Annotated in this window: 23 protein-coding genes, 1 tRNA gene and 1 other RNA gene; 7 read left to right on the top strand and 18 right to left on the bottom strand. The window is 53.2% G+C overall.

Features of this window, described 5'->3' with window-relative positions:
- Positions 1-47: 47 nt before the first annotated feature.
- Together rpoH and OU789_RS03825 are read right to left on the bottom strand one after the other, a co-directional pair.
- The gene (rpoH, locus tag OU789_RS03830) at positions 48-944 is read right to left on the bottom strand and encodes an RNA polymerase sigma factor RpoH (protein WP_263953767.1); all 897 of its coding nucleotides are present in this window, start codon (positions 942-944) and stop codon (positions 48-50) included.
- Positions 945-1,140: 196 nt separating this feature from the next.
- Entirely contained in the window at positions 1,141-2,187 is a 1,047-nt protein-coding gene (locus tag OU789_RS03825; protein ID WP_274654506.1) for an RluA family pseudouridine synthase, read from the bottom strand.
- Between the two features lie 4 nt (positions 2,188-2,191).
- Between OU789_RS03825 and OU789_RS03820 the strand changes: the two genes are divergently transcribed.
- Positions 2,192-2,506 (top strand): DUF6476 family protein, encoded by a 315-nt coding sequence (locus tag OU789_RS03820; RefSeq protein ID WP_274653460.1) that lies wholly within the window; start codon positions 2,192-2,194, stop codon positions 2,504-2,506.
- Between the two features lie 6 nt (positions 2,507-2,512).
- On the opposite strand, the gene OU789_RS03815 is transcribed toward OU789_RS03820, so the two are convergent.
- The 5 genes from OU789_RS03815 to OU789_RS03795 form a co-directional block, all read right to left on the bottom strand.
- Positions 2,513-4,570 (bottom strand): DEAD/DEAH box helicase, encoded by a 2,058-nt coding sequence (locus OU789_RS03815; protein WP_274653458.1) that lies wholly within the window; start codon positions 4,568-4,570, stop codon positions 2,513-2,515.
- A 218-nt stretch (positions 4,571-4,788) separates the two neighbouring features.
- The gene (locus tag OU789_RS03810; protein ID WP_274653456.1) at positions 4,789-5,133 is read right to left on the bottom strand and encodes a hypothetical protein; all 345 of its coding nucleotides are present in this window, start codon (positions 5,131-5,133) and stop codon (positions 4,789-4,791) included.
- A gap of 262 nt (positions 5,134-5,395) precedes the next feature.
- On the bottom strand, positions 5,396-5,764 hold the full coding sequence (locus OU789_RS03805; RefSeq protein WP_274653454.1) for a response regulator: 369 nt from the start codon (positions 5,762-5,764) through the stop codon (positions 5,396-5,398).
- A 15-nt stretch (positions 5,765-5,779) separates the two neighbouring features.
- Complete coding sequence (locus tag OU789_RS03800) at positions 5,780-6,187, bottom strand: MarR family winged helix-turn-helix transcriptional regulator (RefSeq protein WP_274653452.1); 408 nt, start codon at positions 6,185-6,187, stop codon at positions 5,780-5,782.
- A 183-nt stretch (positions 6,188-6,370) separates the two neighbouring features.
- Positions 6,371-6,447, bottom strand: a tRNA-His gene (locus tag OU789_RS03795).
- Between the two features lie 224 nt (positions 6,448-6,671).
- Here OU789_RS03795 and OU789_RS03790 point away from each other — a divergent pair.
- On the top strand, positions 6,672-6,857 hold the full coding sequence (locus tag OU789_RS03790; RefSeq protein WP_263953773.1) for a DUF6324 family protein: 186 nt from the start codon (positions 6,672-6,674) through the stop codon (positions 6,855-6,857).
- Between the two features lie 2 nt (positions 6,858-6,859).
- Here the strand turns inward: OU789_RS03790 and OU789_RS03785 are convergent, their stop codons facing one another.
- Positions 6,860-7,333, bottom strand: coding sequence for an MmcB family DNA repair protein (locus OU789_RS03785; protein WP_274653450.1), 474 nt, complete (start codon positions 7,331-7,333; stop codon positions 6,860-6,862).
- A 154-nt stretch (positions 7,334-7,487) separates the two neighbouring features.
- Between OU789_RS03785 and ssrS the strand changes: the two genes are divergently transcribed.
- Positions 7,488-7,646: non-coding RNA, 6S RNA (ssrS, locus tag OU789_RS16960), on the top strand.
- A 25-nt stretch (positions 7,647-7,671) separates the two neighbouring features.
- On the opposite strand, the gene nusB is transcribed toward ssrS, so the two are convergent.
- From nusB to OU789_RS03760, 5 genes are read right to left on the bottom strand one after another with little or no spacing between them, the layout of a single operon-like run.
- Positions 7,672-8,166, bottom strand: a complete 495-nt coding sequence (gene nusB / locus OU789_RS03780) for a transcription antitermination factor NusB (RefSeq protein WP_263953775.1) — start codon at positions 8,164-8,166, stop codon at positions 7,672-7,674.
- On the bottom strand, positions 8,163-8,720 hold the full coding sequence (locus tag OU789_RS03775) for a 6,7-dimethyl-8-ribityllumazine synthase (RefSeq protein ID WP_263953776.1): 558 nt from the start codon (positions 8,718-8,720) through the stop codon (positions 8,163-8,165). The genes nusB and OU789_RS03775 overlap by 4 nt, the downstream gene beginning before the upstream one ends.
- Positions 8,720-9,829: a 3,4-dihydroxy-2-butanone-4-phosphate synthase gene (gene ribB, locus OU789_RS03770; protein ID WP_274653448.1), complete on the bottom strand. Its 1,110-nt coding sequence runs from the start codon at positions 9,827-9,829 to the stop codon at positions 8,720-8,722. The genes OU789_RS03775 and ribB overlap by 1 nt, the downstream gene beginning before the upstream one ends.
- A gap of 8 nt (positions 9,830-9,837) precedes the next feature.
- Positions 9,838-10,413 (bottom strand): hypothetical protein, encoded by a 576-nt coding sequence (locus OU789_RS03765; RefSeq protein ID WP_274654504.1) that lies wholly within the window; start codon positions 10,411-10,413, stop codon positions 9,838-9,840.
- A gap of 2 nt (positions 10,414-10,415) precedes the next feature.
- On the bottom strand, positions 10,416-11,027 hold the full coding sequence (locus tag OU789_RS03760; protein ID WP_274653446.1) for a riboflavin synthase: 612 nt from the start codon (positions 11,025-11,027) through the stop codon (positions 10,416-10,418).
- 222 nt (positions 11,028-11,249) lie between these two features.
- Here OU789_RS03760 and OU789_RS03755 point away from each other — a divergent pair, with 222 nt between their 5' ends.
- The 3 genes from OU789_RS03755 to OU789_RS03745 all read left to right on the top strand — a co-directional run bounded on the left by OU789_RS03755 (position 11,250) and on the right by OU789_RS03745 (position 15,850).
- A complete protein-coding gene (locus OU789_RS03755; protein WP_274653444.1) occupies positions 11,250-12,497 on the top strand; it encodes a capsule biosynthesis protein in 1,248 nt (415 codons plus the stop codon).
- A gap of 135 nt (positions 12,498-12,632) precedes the next feature.
- Complete coding sequence (locus tag OU789_RS03750; protein ID WP_274653442.1) at positions 12,633-13,760, top strand: polysaccharide biosynthesis/export family protein; 1,128 nt, start codon at positions 12,633-12,635, stop codon at positions 13,758-13,760.
- Between the two features lie 5 nt (positions 13,761-13,765).
- Positions 13,766-15,850 (top strand): capsular polysaccharide biosynthesis protein, encoded by a 2,085-nt coding sequence (locus OU789_RS03745; RefSeq protein ID WP_274653440.1) that lies wholly within the window; start codon positions 13,766-13,768, stop codon positions 15,848-15,850.
- On the opposite strand, the gene ribD is transcribed toward OU789_RS03745, so the two are convergent.
- From ribD to OU789_RS03725, 4 genes are all read right to left on the bottom strand, one after another.
- Positions 15,847-16,950 (bottom strand): bifunctional diaminohydroxyphosphoribosylaminopyrimidine deaminase/5-amino-6-(5-phosphoribosylamino)uracil reductase RibD, encoded by a 1,104-nt coding sequence (gene ribD, locus OU789_RS03740; RefSeq protein ID WP_274653438.1) that lies wholly within the window; start codon positions 16,948-16,950, stop codon positions 15,847-15,849. The two genes, OU789_RS03745 and ribD, sit on opposite strands and share 4 nt — an antisense overlap.
- A complete protein-coding gene (nrdR, locus tag OU789_RS03735; RefSeq protein ID WP_263953783.1) occupies positions 16,947-17,414 on the bottom strand; it encodes a transcriptional regulator NrdR in 468 nt (155 codons plus the stop codon). The genes ribD and nrdR overlap by 4 nt, the downstream gene beginning before the upstream one ends.
- 189 nt (positions 17,415-17,603) lie before the next feature.
- Entirely contained in the window at positions 17,604-18,086 is a 483-nt protein-coding gene (locus tag OU789_RS03730) for a hypothetical protein (RefSeq protein WP_274653435.1), read from the bottom strand.
- 144 nt (positions 18,087-18,230) lie between these two features.
- Positions 18,231-18,650: a secondary thiamine-phosphate synthase enzyme YjbQ gene (locus tag OU789_RS03725; protein WP_274653433.1), complete on the bottom strand. Its 420-nt coding sequence runs from the start codon at positions 18,648-18,650 to the stop codon at positions 18,231-18,233.
- A gap of 90 nt (positions 18,651-18,740) precedes the next feature.
- Between OU789_RS03725 and yghX the strand changes: the two genes are divergently transcribed.
- A complete protein-coding gene (gene yghX / locus OU789_RS03720; protein WP_263953786.1) occupies positions 18,741-19,628 on the top strand; it encodes a YghX family hydrolase in 888 nt (295 codons plus the stop codon).
- Positions 19,629-19,668: 40 nt separating this feature from the next.
- Here the strand turns inward: yghX and OU789_RS03715 are convergent, their stop codons facing one another.
- Positions 19,669-20,022 (bottom strand): DUF1294 domain-containing protein, encoded by a 354-nt coding sequence (locus OU789_RS03715; protein ID WP_274653431.1) that lies wholly within the window; start codon positions 20,020-20,022, stop codon positions 19,669-19,671.
- Positions 20,023-20,047: the final 25 nt, after the last annotated feature.

Raw genomic sequence — 20,047 nt, 5'->3', positions numbered from 1 at the left:
CGAAATGGTTTGCGAGAGGCTATCAAGATTTCAAACAGGTGCAACGCCTAAGCGTTTGCGAGCATACCGTTTTCTTTTGCAAGCTCTCGCATGCGCTTTTGTAACTTCTCAAACGCACGCACTTCGATCTGACGAATACGCTCGCGGCTGACGTTATATTGCGAAGACAACTCTTCGAGAGTCACTGGTTTGTCCTGAAGACGACGCTGAGTGAGGATGTCTTTTTCGCGGTCGTTCAATACGTCCATCGCCTCGATCAAAAGCCCACGACGCATATCAAGCTCGTCTTTACGTTCGTAATCTCCCGCTTGGTCGGCGTCGGTATCTTCGAGCCAATCCTGCCATTGCGTTGCTGTATCGCCGTCACTGCCAACCATAGCATTCAGCGATGCATCACCACCGGACATACGTCGGTTCATTGAAACGACTTCGTCCTCGCTTACACTTAGGTCGTGCGCGATTTTCGCGACCTGATCCGGATGCAAATCACCATCTTCTAGAGCGCCGATACGGGCCTTTGCTTTACGCAAGTTGAAGAAAAGCTTCTTCTGAGCGCTTGTCGTGCCTAGCTTAACAAGAGACCAACTCCGCAGCACATATTCCTGGATGCTGGCGCGAATCCACCACATCGCATAGGTCGCGAGGCGGAACCCTTTCTCTGGGTCAAACCGCTTAACTGCCTGCATCAAGCCGACGTTCGCTTCCGAAACGACTTCGGCCTGCGGCAGACCGTAGCCCCGATAGCCCATGGCGATTTTGGCAGCGAGCCGGAGGTGGCTCGTTACGAGCTTATGCGCAGCTTCGCTGTCCTGATCCTCTGCCCAACGCTTGGCGAGCATGTACTCTTCTTCCGGCTCAAGCATAGGAAATTTGCGGATTTCGCGCAGGTATTGGCTCAACCCCTGTTCTGGTGTTGCGGCCGGTAAATTCTTAAAATTGCTCATAATCTGTACCCCCTATAGTCCATGCGACCCGCCTTATGTTTAAGCGATTAACATTGAGTTAAGTTCTCGCTTGCCGTTTTCAAGAGGCTAATCTCAAATTCTGAATTCGGATTGTGTGTTTAGCTTACCAAAACGCGAAAATAAACCTTATTCCCCAACTGTGTCAGCGCCTCACAGCACTGTGTTGGATTGTAAGCTAGGTATTTGATATCTGCTGCGGATCACCGCCGAGAGCACGGATAAGCTCGGACATATCATCAGGCAACGGTGCAGCAAACCGAAGCGTTTCTTCCGTAACCGGATGAACGAAACCCAGAGTTGCAGCATGAAGCGCCTGACGTGGGAAGACGCGCGCTGCTTCAACGCCATCCTCGCCAATCGCTTTAACGTTCAACTTACGACGTCCGCCGTAGGTTGGGTCTCCTATCAGGCCGTGACCTGCGTGTGCCATATGAACGCGAATTTGATGCGTTCGCCCTGTTTCAAGCCAACATTCGATCAGGCTGGCAACAGCAGGAGTTCCGAGCGGCATGACAATTCGGCTACGCGTTACAGCGTGACGTCCGCCGTGGAACAGCACTGCTTGTTTTTGACGGTCTGTTTTGTGTCGCGCCAGATGTGTTGTAATCTTCATGATGTTGCCCGGCTCGAAATTCACGCCTTTTACGCCACGCAATCGCGGGTCATTCGCATCAGGAACACCATATACAACCGCATGATAATGCCGCTCGACTGTGTGTTTCTCGAACTGTTTGGCAAGGCCATGATGCGCCGCGTCGGATTTCGCCACGACAAGAAGGCCGCTCGTTTCTTTGTCGATCCGATGAACAATACCTGGGCGCTTCTCGCCGCCAACACCAGACAGGCTCTCGCCACAGTGATGAAGCAAAGCATTGACCAGCGTTCCAGATGGCGAACCGGGCGCCGGATGCACAACCATGCCAGCAGGCTTGTTGATCACAATCAAGTCGTCGTCTTCAAAGACAACATCAAGCGGGATGTCTTCTGGGAGCATATGGCTTTCAGCAGAAACAGGGACAGTAATCTCAAAGACATCCCCTTCGGCAACAGCTGCGCGAGGATCTGTTTGCACTGATCCATTTTGCTGGACCATGCCCTGTTCCAGCAATTTCGCGATCCGTGAGCGGCTAAGCGACGCTTCCACTGGAACGTCACGCGAAAGCGCTTTATCAAGGCGCTTGGGCGGATCAGGCTGGATCTCCACGCGAACAACAGAGGACATAGTCATGGATCATTCTCCTGAAACGGAACCGGAGCTGCCGCCCAACCTGAAGTTCCTGCGAATTTTGGTTACGATTTTAACCGCAACAATGATTGCAGGGCTTGTAATTGTGATTGCGCTGCTTGTCACCCGTTTCCCCAAGAGCACGGGGCCAAGCCTTTCCAGTATCTCCGAAATTGAGTTACCCGCAGGCACCAAAGCGACCGCCTTCACCAAAGGCAGCGATTGGTATGCCGTTGTCACGGAGCAAGATCAGATTCTGATATTCGATACGGAAAGCGGCGACTTGCGGCAGACGATTCAAATCACGGCCAAGTAAAAGGCGCTATTTTTTCTTCGCGCCTTTGCCGCCCTTCGCAAATTTCCCTTTGCCGCTCACTTTGTGACGCAGCTTCTTGGATGGGTCGCGGGCATCGAATCCTGCAGGTGGTTTGGATTTAGGCGCCGTTTTAGACTTGTTCCGCTTTGGCACCGCATCAGCATTGCCACCGAGCTTTGGTTTGAAATCAGAACTTGGCGCCTTGTCAAAACGCGCCTTCTTCGGCTTTTCGCGCTTTGCAGCAGCTCCATCCGATTTTGCAGGCTTTTCAAACTTTGCCGGCTTTTCCGAACGCGCGGGCTTTTCCGAACGTTTCTTATATGAGTTTACATCGCCATGGGGCTTTTTAAATTCGCGCGGCTCTGGCTTATCGCCAAAGTCACGTTTCTTACCGCGCGGTTTCTGACCTGCTTGTCCACGATGGCCACCGGGTTTTCCCGGTTTCCGTGCGGGGCCCTTGCCGAATTTCGCGGGTCCAAGGTCTGGCGCCTTGTCGAGTTTCTTGACGACAACGCCGTCTTCCAACTCGCCACCCTTGCCAACAACAGAGAAGAAACCGTCTGCAGCTTCGGCATTCAGTTCAACAAAGGTTTCTTGCGGAACCATACGAATTGCACCGATCTCGCGTTTGGTAATCCCACCGCTACGGCACAAAAGAGGAATGAGCCAGCGCGGCTCAGCCTTTTGTTCGCGCCCTACTGACAGCGTAACCCAAACCGAATTCTCGAAATCCGAGCGACGGCGATCTTCGCCCGCACCGACTTCGCGAAGTTCTTCTGGCGCGGAGCGCAACGCGCGATATTGAGCGATATAGGCCGCGGCAATTTCCTCTGGCGTCCGACCATCGAGGAGTTTGGCGATCACAGCCTCTTCGCCCTCGGTCGAAACATTGGCAAAACCTTCGATCAGGCGTTCATTGTCTTTGTCGCGAACATCATCAGCATTGGGAGGAAGCCCCCAATTGGCCGTTACTTTCGCCCATTTCAGGAGGCGTTCAGCCTTGCCGCGTTGGTTTTTTGGCACGATGAGCGCAGAGATACCCTTTTGTCCGGCACGGCCTGTTCGCCCTGAGCGGTGCAAGAGAGCCTCTTGGTTCTGTGGCAGATCGGCGTGCACAACAAGCTCAAGACCCGGAAGGTCGATCCCGCGTGCGGCAACGTCAGTTGCAATACAGACCTGCGCGCGCCCATCACGCATGGCTTGAAGCGCGTGCGTCCGTTCAGATTGCGACAGCTCACCTGAAAGCGCCACAACACGGAACCCGCGATTGGTAAAACGTGCGGTCATGTGGTTCACAGTGGCACGGGTCGCGCAAAACACGATCGAGGTTTCCGGCTCGTGATAACGCAGAAGATTGATGATCGCGTTTTCACGATCAGGCCCTGCACAGACGAGTGCTTGGTAATCAATGTCGACGTGTTGCTTGGCTTCGGAAACAGTGGCAACACGCACAGCGTCTTTTTGAAAGTTCTTGGCAAGCTCAGCAATCTGGCGCGGTACAGTCGCAGAGAACATCAGCGACCGGCGGTCTTCCGGAGCAGAGCCAAGAATAAATTCGAGGTCCTCACGGAAGCCGAGGTCGAGCATCTCGTCAGCCTCGTCAAGAACAATGGCTTTCATCTGGTCCATATCAAGCGAGCCGCGCTCGATGTGGTCGCGCAGGCGGCCGGGTGTTCCAACAACGATGTGAGCACCCTTCTCAAGCGCGCGTCGTTCCGTACGCATATCCATGCCACCAACACAGGACGCAATTCGTGCACCAGTTTCGGCATAAAGCCATTCAAACTCGCGCCGTACCTGCAACGCAAGTTCGCGGGTTGGCGCAACAACCAACGCAACAGGAGCTTCGGCACGTCCAAAGGCTTCTTGATCATCAAGCAGCGTAGGAGCAATCGCGATACCAAAAGCAACTGTCTTGCCCGAACCAGTCTGAGCAGAGACCAGCAAATCTGACGACACCAATTCAGGGTTGGAAACGTCTTTCTGAACCGGAGTCAGATCAGAGTAGCCCTTATTGGTGAGGGCGCGGGCAAGGGGCGGCAGTATACCATCGAAGTGAGACACGGATTCTTCTTTCGGAAAGGATGCCGACATTTATCGGCAGAAAGGGGGGACATAAGCAGTCGAGCTTGGGAAAGCAACGAAATAAAGCGATTTCGCGCAGAAAAGGTGTATTGCTACCTTTAACCAGCGCCGAGCTTAAGGTGATTAAATTTGCGTCTGCTGAAGTTCCTGTTTGCTTTGCGCGTTGGCAAAAATTTCCGAGGCGCAAAACAGAAACTTCAGCAGTTTCCGCGAGTGAGTTCTTTATCTGGGCCACCCTCGAGGTCACAAAGAACTTCGAGCATCCAAGCCTGAATGTCGCGTTCGTTGCAATTTCCCTCAGATGAAAACCCGAATTTGCCTGTATGAAACGTGCCTTTGAGACGTGCCTTATTTTGGCTGGCCGCGCCCGTCTCCGGGTCGTTCCAAGTGTTGTTTTGACTGAAGCCCTCATCGTTGCTGTTAACGGCCGCCATAGGCTCTGCAAAAAGCAGAACCGACGCCGACGGTGTTAAACAGCCGTATTGAAACAACGCAACAATGGCATCAGCGGCGCTGTAGTGCGCATCAACAGTCATGCTCATCGCTCTATTGCCCATTGCTTCAACTCGGTTATCAACCGCGAAATCCAAACTTTGCTGCCGCATCAGCCAATTAGAATGTTGACTTGCTACTAGCGCGGCCTGTCATCACGGTCTCGTCTTGGTCTTCAGTAAGTCTTAGGTAATCAAGACCCCCATTCCTGTAAAGATGCTAATAGCAAATAAATGCGTCAAATAGAAGTGACGCTACGTCGCGACTTTGAAGCGTGAGGTGCTTCTGTCTCGTTAAAATGAGGGGTATTATTTAGAAACTGGCGTCAAGCGCTTCGAGAAGATCTTCTTTTTTGAAGGGCTTATAAAGGAAATGATTGCGCCCTTTTAGATCGGCGAGCGCTGTCGTTATCTCCATCGACATCGCTCCCCCCCCACCAGAAACAAATATGACCGGCAGATCTGGCGCATTTCCTCGCAGGGCATCGCAAAGATCTAGCCCGCTCTCTGAACCAAGCCATATATCGAGAATAGCCGCATCAATCACGCCCTCCTCGCTCTGACATGTGAGCGCTTCCGTAGCATTCGCACATGAGATTGGATGGTGCCCTGCTTGTTTCAGCATGACCTCCATCATTTCTCTCATGTTTGGCTCGTCATCTACGATAAGAATTTTGGCCAAGGCTAACCCCGATCGCTACTGCATATCTTTTACGATTTGTTCCAACGCTTTATTAAATGCATCCCTTTGATCTTCAGGTAGCTGAGACACGGAGCCAGCTAATCGCAAAAGCGGATCACTTTTCAAGGCCTCTACCGCTTCATCCGTCAAAAAAAGAAGAAAACTACGCGCATCCTTGGCGTTTTTCTTTTGAACGATGTAGCCCCGCTTCACCAAGGTTTGGATCGCACGACTGAGCGGCGCAGCGGTAACACCAAGATAATTCGATATCATATTGGCTGTGCGCTGTTCTTCGGGTACGCGAGCGATGAATCGCAAAATGGACCATTGAAGAGGCTGAATCGCCCCTGGCTCACGACTTGGGTAAGTTGACCGCAGTATATTTTCCAGAAGCACCGCCGCAGCGATATCGCGTTTATTCATACGCACCCCCACGCATTATCACATTCACAATACAGCAATAATTGTTACTAGCAATAAATATACCGCAAACAATTGAAAAATATCAAAATGAGGATACTAAACGGGCGTACGCTCACCAAATCTATGCTCGAAACAATCGAACATGACTCGAAGCGAAAAAGCCAATTTCCTAAAGAAGGAAGATGGTACCACCACCCCGGTTCGAACGGGGGACCTCTTGATCCACAATCAAGCGCTCTAACCAGCTGAGCTATGGCGGCACTATGGGGTGATTTAGCGCCGGAAAGCGGTGAATGCAAGGGGGCGCGGGCTGTTGTCTTCAGGATTCTTGAAAAATTTCGCCCCCTTCTATTCCACGCGCAAATTTGGCCCCTCCATGGCGTAAAGCCTATGTTTTGCGCCGCGCGAGCGAGCAATTTTCCAAGTCTACTTGCGAATTACATCGCCAGAGGATAGTTCGTTTGATCGAATAAGGAGATTGATCATGAGTATCAACAAAGAGAGCGACGTATCTGCGAACCTGCAAATCGGACCAACATCGCTTGGCATGATTCGAATTTATGTCGAAGCCGACGGTGCAGAAATTCCAATGGACTTCACGCCTGAAGAGGCACTGGAAATTGCCGAAGAGATCAAGGCCGCTGCACTGACTGTTACAAACGACAAATAGGATTAAGGCCCAAAAATTGCCGTGACACCCGGATCTCGGTATCCTTGCAACCGCCTTGCGGCGTCACGCGCGAATTTTTGAGTCATTTTTTTGCGACGCGCGGGGGCCAGCTTGGCTTCTGGCCCCATCCGAATAATTTCGGCGTCATAGGAATCTGCGATTATGAGGCCGGTTTCGTCAGGTAGGATTTCTGACGGGAACTCGCTATCCACCGCCCAGAAATATCGATCGCACCACTCCAAGTACCCCTGCCATTTGCTGTCCGACAAATAGTCCGCACGACTCGATTTACATTCGATCACCCATATCTCGCCTTTCGGACCAAGGGCGATCACGTCAACGCGCAATCCTCGCTCTGGCACGAATTCCTCGATGACAACAAAATCATGATGCCGTAAATGCCGCGCAACGCCCCGCGCCAGAAGCTGGCCGGGTTGCAATGCGGTGTCTTGCGGGGCTGGAACAGTGGGCTGCATCCCAAAACATGAACAAAACGTAAACAAAAAGTCAAGTGGTGCCGAAATTTGCGCAGCCGCGTGGCCTTCAATCGTACTGGATTATTCGCAGCAAAACTCAATATTCCCGATTACCCCTTGTCGAACATCCAGCAGAAGCCTATGTGAGGTTCTGGCGTTTCTGCTCTTCACGTACGCATAGGCAAGCATTCCAGTGGCCTTAAGCAATTCCACGGGAGCTGGCTCTGTTCGGACCCTGGTTCGATTATCTGGTGCCCACCTGTATATACAGGTCCCCGGGAATCAGTGCCTGTACGGTCGCAGCGGTTTCGCCGCCTTCTCCACCAATTGTCAGGTTGTTAGCCCGAGAACGCCTCGGGGCGGGCTTCGCGTGCCATATGATCAAGAACCGCGTTCACAAACTGCGGTTCGCGCCCCTCTGGATGGAACGCGCTGGCGATGTCGACGAATTCAGAGATGACAACGCGCGGTGGCGTCTCTGTTTCAACAAGTTCTGCACCAGCGGCACGGAACAGCGCACGTAGAGTTGGGTCAATCCGAGCAATGGGCCACTTTGCCACAAGAGCCCGATCTGTCATCTGGTCAATTTTTGCCTGATGGTTCACCGCGCCGTCAACCAATGTGCGGAACAATGTCGGATGACCATCCGCCATTTCATCGCCCTCATAGGTTTCACCAAAGCGATGCTCAGCAAATTCAGCAATGACAGAGTCGATTGTCTGGCCTGAGGCTTCCATCTGAAACAGCGCCTGAACGGCATAGAGCCGAGAGGCGGATTTTCTTTGGCGATTGTCCGTCTTGCGTTTCGGTGGTTTGGCGGCGTCGTTGGTCATGCGTTTGTTCCATCATCCTTGCCGCCAGCGCTGGCGATCTGAATCTCGTCTGTGGCAGGTCGGAAACCGACCTCTTTGCCTTGGCGGCCCCATTTGCGCGAAAGCGCGATGAGATGCAAGGCCGCAGCTGCTGCTCCGCCACCTTTGTTTTGATCTTCTGGATCGGCGCGCACTTCGGCCTGCTTGCGATTTTCGACGGTCAAGATGCCGTTTCCGATGCATAGCCCTTGCAGACCGAGCAACTGGATGGCGCGTGAACTGTCATTGCATACCGTATCATAATGCGTAGTCTCACCACGAATAACACAGCCCAGCGCGACATATCCGTCAAAATTCGATTGCCGATCAGCTATGCCGATACAGGTCGGGATTTCGAGCGCGCCCGGCACTTCGGCGATTTCATAAGTGCCGCCAACAGCTTCGATTTCGGCAACTGCACCTTTGACCATATTGTCAGCAATGTCTTTGTAGTAAGGCGACACAACGATAAGCAGCTTGACGGGTTTCGAAAACTCAGCGCGTGGCAGGATGTAGTGTTGCTCGTGTCCGGCCATTATTCTGCTCCTGATATCTTGCGGGTTCCGACAATTTCGAGGCCATAGGCTTCAAGGCCCACGACCTTGGGCGACGGAGAATTTGTAAGCAACTCAAGTTGGGACAAGCCCAGCGATGAAAGGATTTGTGCGCCCAAGCCGTATTGGCGAAGGGTTTGCGGCGAGGTTTCGGCACTGGCAGCAAGTTTCATGTGCAAATCTCTTAGCAAAACAAGAACACCACGCCCCTCTTTTGCGATGATGTTCATTGCGTCACCAAACTCGTTCGCACGGCCCTTCCCGCCTGCGCCGATCACATCGTGCATTGGGTCAAGTGCATGCATCCGCACCAAAACCGGCTCATCCGTCGAGATATCGCCCTTAACAAGCGCGATATGCTCCGCACCCTGCGTTTCGTCAGTATAGATGCGCATATCCCAATTGCCGCCGAATTCGGATTCGATAGATTCTTGCGTACGCACCCGAACAAGATTGTCGTGACGACGGCGATAAGCGATCAGATCGCTAATGGTGCCAATTTTCAAGTTATGCTTCTGTGCAAACGCGACGAGGTCAGGCAGGCGGCTCATGGTGCCGTCTTCGTTCATAATCTCACAGATCACGCCAGCGGGGTTCAGACCTGCAAGACGGCTAATGTCGACGGCGGCTTCTGTATGCCCTGCGCGAACAAGCACCCCGCCCTCACGCGCACGGAGGGGGAAAACGTGACCAGGGGTCGCGATGTCAGCCGCACCTTTGCTTGCGTCAATCGCAACGGCAACTGTTAGCGCGCGGTCATGCGCAGAGATGCCGGTTGTAACACCTTCGCGTGCCTCAATAGAGGTGGTGAAGGCGGTTTCATGGCGCGAGCTGTTCTTGGTGCTCATGAGCGGAAGCCCAAGCTGGTCAAGGCGCTCACCAGTCAAAGAAAGACATATCAGTCCACGGCCATGGGTCGCCATGAAGTTGATCGCATCTGGCGTTGCCATCTGGGCCGGAATAACAAGATCGCCTTCGTTCTCGCGGTCTTCGTGGTCCACCAGAATGAACATACGGCCATTGCGGGCATCTTCGATAATCTCTTCAACGGAGGAAATCGCATCTGTGTAGTGTTGTGCGGAATCTGTCATGCGTTGTCCTAACTCTGGCAATTCTGGCCGGCAAAATACGTTTCGGCGGGTAAATATGCGCCCAATCGGGCAATGTCGGCCCATTCAGCTTCGAGCATCGTGTCCCCCACAATTAAAACCTTATCGCCAGGCAGCTTTGAAGGTGAAAGCGCAGCTTTAAATGCTTCTCTTGTTTCGCGAATTCCGTGTGCGAGGGTCGGTGCCTCGAAGGCTGTCAAAACCTGAACGCCGCCATCCTCAAGCTGATTGGCCAAGGTTTTCGGCACAACGGGTTTGGCCGCCGCGATCAAACGGTCGCAGTGCTTCAGCGCCGCAAGCTTCTGGAGTTTTGTTTCAGCAACCGGCTGGCCATCCTTAAACACCCGCAGAGCATTCGAGGAAAACAGAAGCGCAACAATGTCGTGGCCGGTTTTTGATCGCACGGACGCATAGGACTTGTAATCTAGGCCCAATTCTTTTGCGCGTCGCAACCGCGTGCGGATCACCTCAATCGGCAATAGCGGAAGCAAGTCTTTTCGCGCTTTGGACCAGCAATGCTTGTTCCAGCCAGTCCCTGTGACTGGCCCGCCATTATGTCCGATCATGCTCACGAAGAGAATTCCTGAAGCCGCGCAACATAACGTGCCATTGTATCAATCTCGATGTTGACGATATCGCCTTGCTTGGCCGCGCCCCACGTTGTGACCTCTTTCGTATGCGGGATGATGTTTACCCCGAAATTACAGCCAACAACGTCATTCACGGTAAGCGAAGTCCCATTCAATGTAACGGAGCCCTTGGGCGCGATAAACTTGGCAAGCGCCTCTGGTGCGCGGAAGGTAAAACGCGTGCTGTCGCCCTCGTCTTCAAGCGCAATGATTTCAGCAACACCGTCAACGTGGCCGGACACGATATGTCCACCAAGTTCGTCACCGATTTTCAAAGCACGCTCTAAATTGATTTTGCTGCCCTCGCGCCATGCGTGACCCTGCGTGCCGATGTTGGTTTTTGCGATGCTTTCAGCAGAGATTTCCACATCGAACCAATTCTGTGGCTCAACACCCAGATCGATCACGGTCAGACATACCCCGTTGCACGCAATCGATGCGCCGATATCGATGCCTTTTACATCATAATTCGTGCCGATCCGCGCGCGCAGATCGCCGCGTTGTTCCGCTTCAAGGACCGTGCCGATATCAGTGATAATTCCGGTAAACATATGGCTCTCCGCAACATCCAAATTGCAATTTCACTTCTCACGTAGCCCTTACGGCCAAGACACGCAAGACCGACGCTGTGTCGCGAAAGAATAGTAATCGATTTCGCCCACTTCTTTGCCGAATGACCTACAAATATCAGCCATCGTAATTTGTTGACCTGCAATTAGGAAAATAGCTGCTATGCTCACGGAATTCTACAAGACCAACGAGATATCTTGGTAATGCCAAAACCACCCGCGCCCCAGCGACGCTTCCTATTCCTTCAAGGACCGCACGGACCGTTTTTCTATCAGTTGGGCAAGCTCTTGCAAAAGACTGGAGCGACGTGTTGGCGGGTTGGATTCAACCAAGGCGATGGATTTTTCTGGCCTCAGGGTTCAACCTATATCCGCTTCAATGCTCCCCAAGAAACATGGCCCGAAGCATACAAAAAGATCGTCGCCGACAAGGGCATCACCGACATAGTACTCTACGGCGACACTCGGCCGATACACGCAAAAGCGATAGAAATCGCTCGGCAGTCCGGCCTTACGATACACATTTTTGAAGAGGGATATTTGCGCCCATACTGGGTTACATATGAACGTGATGGCTCTAACGGTTATTCCGCGCTCATCGACACGCCGCTATCCAAGATCCAGTGCAAAATCGGCAAGACAAAAGCAGACCATGCCGAAGCGCCCGCGCATTGGGGCGACCTGAAACAACACGTGTTTTATGGCGCTCTGTACCATTGGTTTGTGATGTTTACGAATTGGCGCTACCAAAACTTCAAAAGGCATAGGGCGCTGCCCGTCAGTCAGGAGTTTTGGTTGTATTTCAAGCGACTAATCCTCATGCCATTCCACTGGCTCGACCGTATCCTCGCGACCCGACGCATTAAATCATCTGGAGCACCTTTCCATCTCGCCCTGTTGCAGCTGGAGCATGACAGCAGCTTTCAGGCGCACAGCCCGCTTCCAACAATGGCGAGCTTTATCGAGATTGTAATCAAGGGCTTTGCCGAAGGTGCCGCGCCTCACCACATTCTTGTTTTTAAGGCTCACCCGCTTGAAAATGGCCAGCTTCCCCTCCGCCGCCACATTCGCGAATGTGCGCGCAAAAACGGGGTTTTGGACCGCGTGCATTTTGTAAAAGGCGGAAAGCTGGCAACGTTGATGGATGGCGCTAAAACCGTAACCACCATCAACTCTACAGCGGCACAGCAAGCCCTTTGGCGCGGCCTTCCGCTTAAAATTTTTGGCGAAGCCGTATACAACAAACCGGAATTTGTTTCCGCTCAAGACCTTCCGGATTTCTTTGCTGATCCCGTTTACCCCGACCATAGCTCGTATCTTGATTATAGGCACTTTCTGCTTGAAACATCGCAAGTTGCCGGTGGGTTTTATTCACGTCGTGGGCGCAGCCAGCTTCTAAGACAGGTGGTTGAGAAAATGCTCGCCGAGTCAGACCCCTATTCCGCACTATGAATGTTCATCGCGGCCAGAGAGCAACAGTCCGTGGGGGTTCCGCTCGATCACGCCGCCCGAACCTATGCAAAACATAGCAGTTCCAGTAATCTAATCGAAAAAACGAGGCAGCAGAATAATCGAGGAGCTTCGACAGTGACATTACAGGCTTCCAAAGGCGTCCGTGCGGTCGCCCTTCTTGTGTTTGTGGCAGCAGTTTCCGCATGCACCCTGCCCCGTTCAGGCCCAAGCCGGAACGAGATTTTCACAAGCTCTATTCTAGAAGACGGCAATTCATTTGTTGTCGAGGTCAACGATCATGTTACGCGCGCGACATCTGTTCCGCCCGCGCTGGGGTTCTCGGCAGAATTCAGGAATGCTGGCGTTTTGGGCTCCGACGTCATCCGCCCCGGTGATCGGCTTGGCGTGTCCGTTTGGGAAAATACGGATGTTCCAATCCTCGGCGTCCCGCAAACGGCAACCGTTCTCGAAGAGATACAAGTCGACGGCGAAGGCTTCATTTTCGTCCCCTATGCGGGCCGCATTCGCGCATCCGGCAACACTCCGGAAGCCTTGCGCAACATGATCACTCGAAAGCTCGACCAGCAAACGCCAGACCCCCAAGTGACCGTGCGTCGTCTGGCGGGTGATGGATCGACCGTTGCGCTTATGGGCGCTGTAACCGGCCAAGGCGTTTACGCAATCGAGCGCCCGACCCGTACGCTCGGCGCAATGCTTGCGCGCGCTGGCGGTGTTTCAATCGAACCAGAACAAGCACAAATCACTGTTACCCGAGGCAACCGCAAGGGCACCATTTGGCTTGATGATCTTTATGCAAACCCTGAAATGGACATCCCTCTTCGGGGCGGCGACCAGATTCTCGTGGAAAGAGACAAGCGCGCCTTTACCGCAATGGGAGCCACGGGCGGCCAGCAGCGCGTGAACTTTGAAACGCAAACAATTTCAGCTATCGAGGCACTCGCACTCGTTGGAGGATTGAATTCAAACCTTGCCGACCCAACCGGTATTTTCGTGTTCCGTGATGAGCCTGCTGATATTGCAAACAAAGTCATGGGGCGCACCGACCTTAAGGGCGACCAGCGTGTGATCTATGTTCTCGACCTGACAAAGCCGAATGGTATTTTCGAAGCGCGTGATTTCGCAATCCGCGAGCAAGACACCATTTACGTCACCGAGGCGCCCTACACTCGTTTCCAAAAAACGCTATCCTCAATCATCGCACCTGCGGCAAACGTAACAACACTGGCCAACGGATTGCAGTAAGGCAAATGGCCAACCACATTCCGCAATCGGGCGACGCGCCACAACGCGAGAATGATCCGGCTACAAAACTGTTTGTCTACAACGGCGGTTTTCTTACTCAACAGCGTGTCAGACGCATCCTTGCGCTTGCCGGCTATTCTGTAAATCTAGGCAAGCCCGAAAAAGGGGATTGGGTTGGTGTCTGGGGCCAAAGCCCGACAAGCAACCGCGGTGAAGCAGTTTCCAACGCAACAGACACGCCAATCCTCCGCGTTGAAGACCCGTTCCTGCGGTCTGTTTTGCCTGCGCGCTTGGGCGGGGCGCCAGCTCTCGGTCTCCTGATCGACAAACAGGGCGTCCATTTCGATCCTGCCCACCCCTCTGATCTGGAAACACTACTCGCGACCGAACCACTGGATGATACCGCACTACTAGATCGCGCACGCGATGCCATTTCGCGGATCAATGCGCTTCGCCTTTCCAAGTACAACAATTTCTTGCCCGATACTCCCTTGCCAGAACCCGGATATGTGTTGGTAATCGACCAAACCCGCAACGACGCTGCGGTCTTGGCGAGCGATGCCGATGAAGTACGGTTCAAGGAAATGTTGGTGTTCGCCCAAACTGAACATCCAGGCGCGCGGATTATCATAAAGTCCCACCCCGAAACGATCGGCGGCGCGCGCGGAGGCTATTATAACGAAGACGACGAGAGCGACCGTGTTCAAATCTTGAGCTCGGCGGTATCGCCGCAGGAGCTTTTGGAAGGGGCAATTGCTGTTTACACAGTATCATCGCAACTTGGCTTTGAAGCGATATTTGCTGGGCATAAACCCCGCGTTTTTGGACAGCCTTTTTATGCAGGCTGGGGCCTAACCCAAGACGAATACCCCGTTGCGCGCAGAACCAGACAACTCTCGCGCGCGCAGCTCTTTGCCGCCGCAATGATCCTTTACCCAAAATGGTATGATCCATTCTCGGATCGGTTATGCGAGCTTGAAGATGTTATCGAAACGCTCGGAGCCGAGGCTGCTGCTTGGCGAAACGACCATGCCGGTTACGTTGTGTTTGGAACGCGCGCTTGGAAACGAAACAGCTTTCGCAAGATCTTTGGGGCCTACGCAAAACTAAGTTTTGTCAGCACATCGAAGGCAGCAATCGAAAAAGCCAAATCGAGCAATCATCCTATTCTTGCTTGGGCCAGCAAGGCAACTGACGCGTTCCTAACCGATGCAAATGCGGCAGGCGTTCGAGTACTTCAGGTTGAAGACGGCTTTATCCGGTCCAGAGGGCTGGGCGCTGCGCTCGCGCCCGCCTCATCGCTCATCGTAGATGACCTCGGTGTATACTATGACCCGCGAAGGGAAAGTCGGCTTGAGAAGCTCATCAACGCGTCGGACGGGCTTGATGAAGCAAGCCGACATCGCGCCGAGCGCCTCATCCGCGCCATTACTAATGCCGGACTAAGCAAATACAACGTTTCAGCTTCCACTCAGTTGGACTTCAAGAAAGGTCACCGGATTCTTGTTGTTGGACAGGTTGAGGATGATGCATCCATCCAAAAGGGATGCCAGCAGGTCCGAACCAATCTTGCTCTGCTGCAAGAAACCCGCGCACGCAATCCAAGTGCCATTCTGATCTACAAACCGCACCCCGATGTTGAGCGCGGCTTAAGGGTCGGCGATTTAGCGGATGAAGCGGTTCTTGATTATGCTGACCACATCGCGACGGAAACGGATCCTGTTTCACTGTTGAGCGATGTTAATGAAGTTTGGACCATGACGTCACTCCTCGGGTTTGAGGCGCTTATTCGTGGAATTCCTGTTACCTGCCTTGGCACCCCGTTTTACGCTGGTTGGGGATTAACCACGGATCTCGGCGAAGTTCCGGCGCGGCGCGTGGCAAGGCCTGACCGTATCTCATTGGCACACGCCGCTCTCATCGACGCACCGCGCTATTATGATCCGATCACAAATCGTATCTGCCCACCCGAAGTCTGGATCGAGCGTTTGTCTGATCCAAACATCGATCTTCCGACTCCAGCGCCCTTGCGCATCCTGTCTCGCCTTCAAGATGCTTTTTCTGACTTTGCTGCTTTGTGGCGGCGCTAGGATTTACGCCAATGCTGGAACAGATCTTTACCAAGCGGTCGGGCTGTGACGAGTTCAAACGAAGGCGTATCCGCAAGCTTAGCAAGGTTCATAAGCCCAACGCCGGCTAATCCGTCCGTACCTATTGTTATGCCAGCAGTATAAACGTGAAGCTCATCAACGAGCCCCGCCTCCAACAATGACGCCGCGAGCTGCCCTCCGCCTTCGCAATACACACGCGTCAGCCCCTGCTCAGCCAAAGCGCTGAGGACCTCCCGCGGAGAAAGGCGTAGATCGCGTCCACATGAAACTGGCAAGAGCCTTGCGCCAACTCCCTCCCACGCTCGCGTGATCTCCTTTGGAGCCGAAACGGCATGAACTATAAATAGAGGTATGTCTTTTGCTGTGGCGGCAAGCTTGCCAGACAGCGGCAAATCAAGCTGCGCAGAGACGACAACGCGTGCAGGTTGCGATACGGCCCCGACATCACGCGCCGTCAGGGATGGGTCATCGTGTCTAGCCGTTCCGCCTCCGACCATGACAGCATCATGTTCAGCGCGATTACGGTGGACATGGCGCCGCGCGTCTGGGCCAGTTATCCATTTGCTTTCGCCTGTCGCGGTCGCGATCCGTCCATCCAAGCTCATAGCGAGCTTTAGAGTAACGAGCGGAAGGCCTTCTTGTACCATTTTGAAAAAACCCGCGTTCTGTGCGCGCGCTTCGGCATTGAGGACACCAGAAGTAACCTTAATCCCAGCACGTTCGAGAATGGTTGCGGCTTTGCCAGCCACCCGAGGATCAACGTCATCAACCGCATAGACAACGCGCGAAACACCGGCCGCGATCAGAGCGTCGCAACAAGGCGGTGATTTACCGTGGTGCGTACAGGGTTCTAGCGTAACGTAGGCCGTTGCACCCTTTGCTGCGTCACCCGCGCCTTGCAAAGCGACAACCTCGGCGTGGGGGCGCCCCCCCACTTGCGTTCGGCCTTCGGCGATAATTTGGCCGTCCTTAACGAGAACACAGCCCACCGAAGGGTTGGGCCAAACCTGCCCAAGCCCAGACCTCGCGAGGCCAAGAGCAACGCGCATAAACCGCTGATCGATTTCTAGGCTGGTCACTCGTCCGTCTGTGTTGGTGGGCGTAATTCGCTGACAAACTTGTCAAAATCATCGGCCGCCTGAAAGTTTTTGTACACGCTGGCAAAGCGCACATAGGCAACCGTATCAATCCGCGCCAAGGCTTCCATTACTATCTCGCCAATGGTACCCGATGGAATATCGGTTTCACCCATACTTTCCAATCGGCGTACTATACCGGAGATCATCTGCTCCGTCCGCTCCCGCTCGATAGGGCGCTTTTGCAGCGAAATGCGCACCGAACGCTCAAGCTTATCGCGATCGAACTCTTCGCGCTTACCGTTTGTCTTAATCACGACAAGGTCGCGCAGCTGAACGCGCTCATATGTCGTGAAACGTCCTCCACAAGCTGGACAGAACCGTCGTCTTCGAATGGCGACATGATCCTCAGCTGGACGTGAATCTTTAACTTGGGTGTCGACGTTTCCGCAAAATGGGCAGCGCATTCCCACTCCCTTGGGTTTTGTTTCGATCTATCTACAGAAACTATAGGGCAGACGCGAAGTCTTGGGTAGTGGGGAAAATTTGCTACTACATCCATTCTCACAACTGTTGCCCTGATGAATCAGCCCCGCACGAAAAAGGGGAGCAAAAATGCTCCCCTCTTCCATTCTGTGCAATCTAGCAACGACCTTCTAGAAGAAGCCGTTGTAGATAAGATTGCTACATTGCGAGCGGCTATGCTCCGCAGACCAGTTCGAGCCGACGGTCTTCATCGACATTGTCAGGCCGCTGTTCACACCATCAGCCATAGCTTTGAACGAGGCATCCGGCGCAAACGTGAAGCCGATAGATTTGGCGCTCGTCAGATTGCTTGGGCCAAAAGGCTTTTCAAGATAGATCCGCGTTCCGGGGCGCTGGCCAAGTGCTTCGATGACATATTCGCCCGCTGCACACCAGTAATCCGAGCCGCCTTTGCCAGCGCGTTGCTGAACCTCGAAATGGCCGTAGCCAGCTCCGAGTACAACCATTGAGTTACTGGCAACATAGCGACTGACACTCGCTGCCGGTGATCCGACGTTGCCAGAAACAGCAACCCCGCCACCACTACCACCAGCACCAACGGAAACAGTCCCTGCATTACAAGCGGCAAGCGCACCGCAGGCTGTGGCAGCCATTAGGAAATTCTTAACAAAAGGCATAATTTACATCCTTCTACAGACGATTGAAATTGAGGTTAACGTATAATGGAATACGAAGCAGGTCCATGTCGTAGAACTCACAACTCCTGATACTATCGAGAAAACTGCTTGAGCATCTCGTTATCCCCCAACGTGTGCGGCAACTCTACGCCTGTGCGATGCGTTGCGATGCTCAAAAAGATAGATGCCCTGCCAAGTTCCAAGCGCCAAAGCTCCGCTAACAATAGGAATGGAAATACTAACCGGCATCATCGCTGCCTTGATATGCGCGGGCATATCATCTGGCCCTTCGTATATATGTGTTAGGTAAGACATCGAAGGATCCGTGGTAGGCGGAACCAATCTGTGAAAGAAGTTTTGCAGATCGGTCTGCACCTCAGGGTCCGCATTCTCCTGAATAAGCAGCGAACAAGATGTGTGCCGAACAAACAGCGTGAGCAACCCGCCTTGCACATCAGCTTCGCGGAGCTTGGATTGCACAGAATGTGTGAACTCATAAAGGCCAGCGCCGTGCGTATCGATGTTCAGTTCAAAGTTCATTTGTATGTGGCCTCTTCAAATTATCGTCAAACACAGAGCCTCTAGAGCGTGGTATACTAGTGTTTCATTCTGCACCTACAGGAGCATATTATGACTCGAATGACCGCAAAAGACTTTGATCAAGAACTGCTCGACCTTTACGATTTTTACGCCCACGGATTAATTACCAAGCGAGAATTTCTTGATAAAGCAGGAAAATTTGCTGTCGGGACTTTGACAGCCTCCGCAATCCTTTCAATGCTAAGCCCTAATTACGCCTTGGCGGAACAAGTGAAATTTACGGATCCGGATATTGATCCTGAATACATCACGTATCCGTCCCCTAATGGCCACGGCGATGTCCGCGGCTATCTTGTTAAGCCAACAACTTCCGAAGGCCCCTTCCCGACGGTTCTTGTTATTCACGAAAACCGTGGCCTAAATCCATATATCGAAGATGTCGCCAGACGTGTTGCAAAGGCTGGCTTTATGGCGCTGGCACCCGATGGGCTAACATCGGTGGGCGGCTATCCCGGAAATGACGCAGATGGCCGAGACCTGCAACGCACCGTAGATTCCACCAAACTCATGAACGACTTCTTTGCCGGTGCGGAATTCCTTATGGGGCACGAACTTTCCACAGGAAAAACCGGCTGCGTTGGGTTCTGTTATGGCGGCGGCGTGTGCAACGCGCTTGCTGTGGCCTATCCAGAGTTGTCAGCATCGGTACCATTTTATGGCCGACAAGCCAGCGCCGAGGATGTTCCAAAAATTCAAGCGCCGCTTTTGCTGCAATATGCGGAACTTGATGAACGCGTAAACGAGGGCTGGCCAGCATATGAAGCCGCGCTCAAGGAACATGGCAAAACCTACACGGCTCACATCTATGAAGGCGTTAACCACGGTTTTCACAATGACTCAACGCCGCGCTACGACGAAGCGGCCGCAGAGTTGGCGTGGGAACGCACGATTGCGTTCTTCAATGAGCACCTGACCTAAGATGCAAAAAACGGCAACCGGCTCTTTTCATGAGAGCCGGTTAGCCTAACTGTGCGAGCCCATTGGTGGCAGAGGTCATCATCTCGATGAGCGCCTCGCGGCTTTGCGGGATCACAAACACGAGAAACAAAACAACGCTCCAGACCAGACGGCGTTGGATTTGGCTTCGCTTTGGCTCTTTGCGCGTTTTATGGCGAAAGAACACTTGCCCGAGTTTGGTTCCAGCGCCACCGCCGATCAGCCCAAAAAACAGAAGCCGACGCTCGGGGATGCGGCGCCAACCTAGCGCGGCATAGAGCTTATCCAAACCCATCCACAGAAACGCCAAAAGAGAAACCGCCCCAAAGTAAAGGCAGATCCAATATTCAGGACGGGCAGTATCATGATGAAACATAGAAAAAGGCGCCGCGTTGGGCGCC

The sequence above is a fragment of the Halocynthiibacter sp. C4 genome (assembly GCF_028823805.1).
Taxonomy (GTDB): Bacteria; Pseudomonadota; Alphaproteobacteria; order Rhodobacterales; family Rhodobacteraceae; genus Falsihalocynthiibacter; species Falsihalocynthiibacter halioticoli.
Note: the sequence above shows the minus strand (reverse complement) of the source record. Positions and strands in the feature narration are given on the sequence as shown.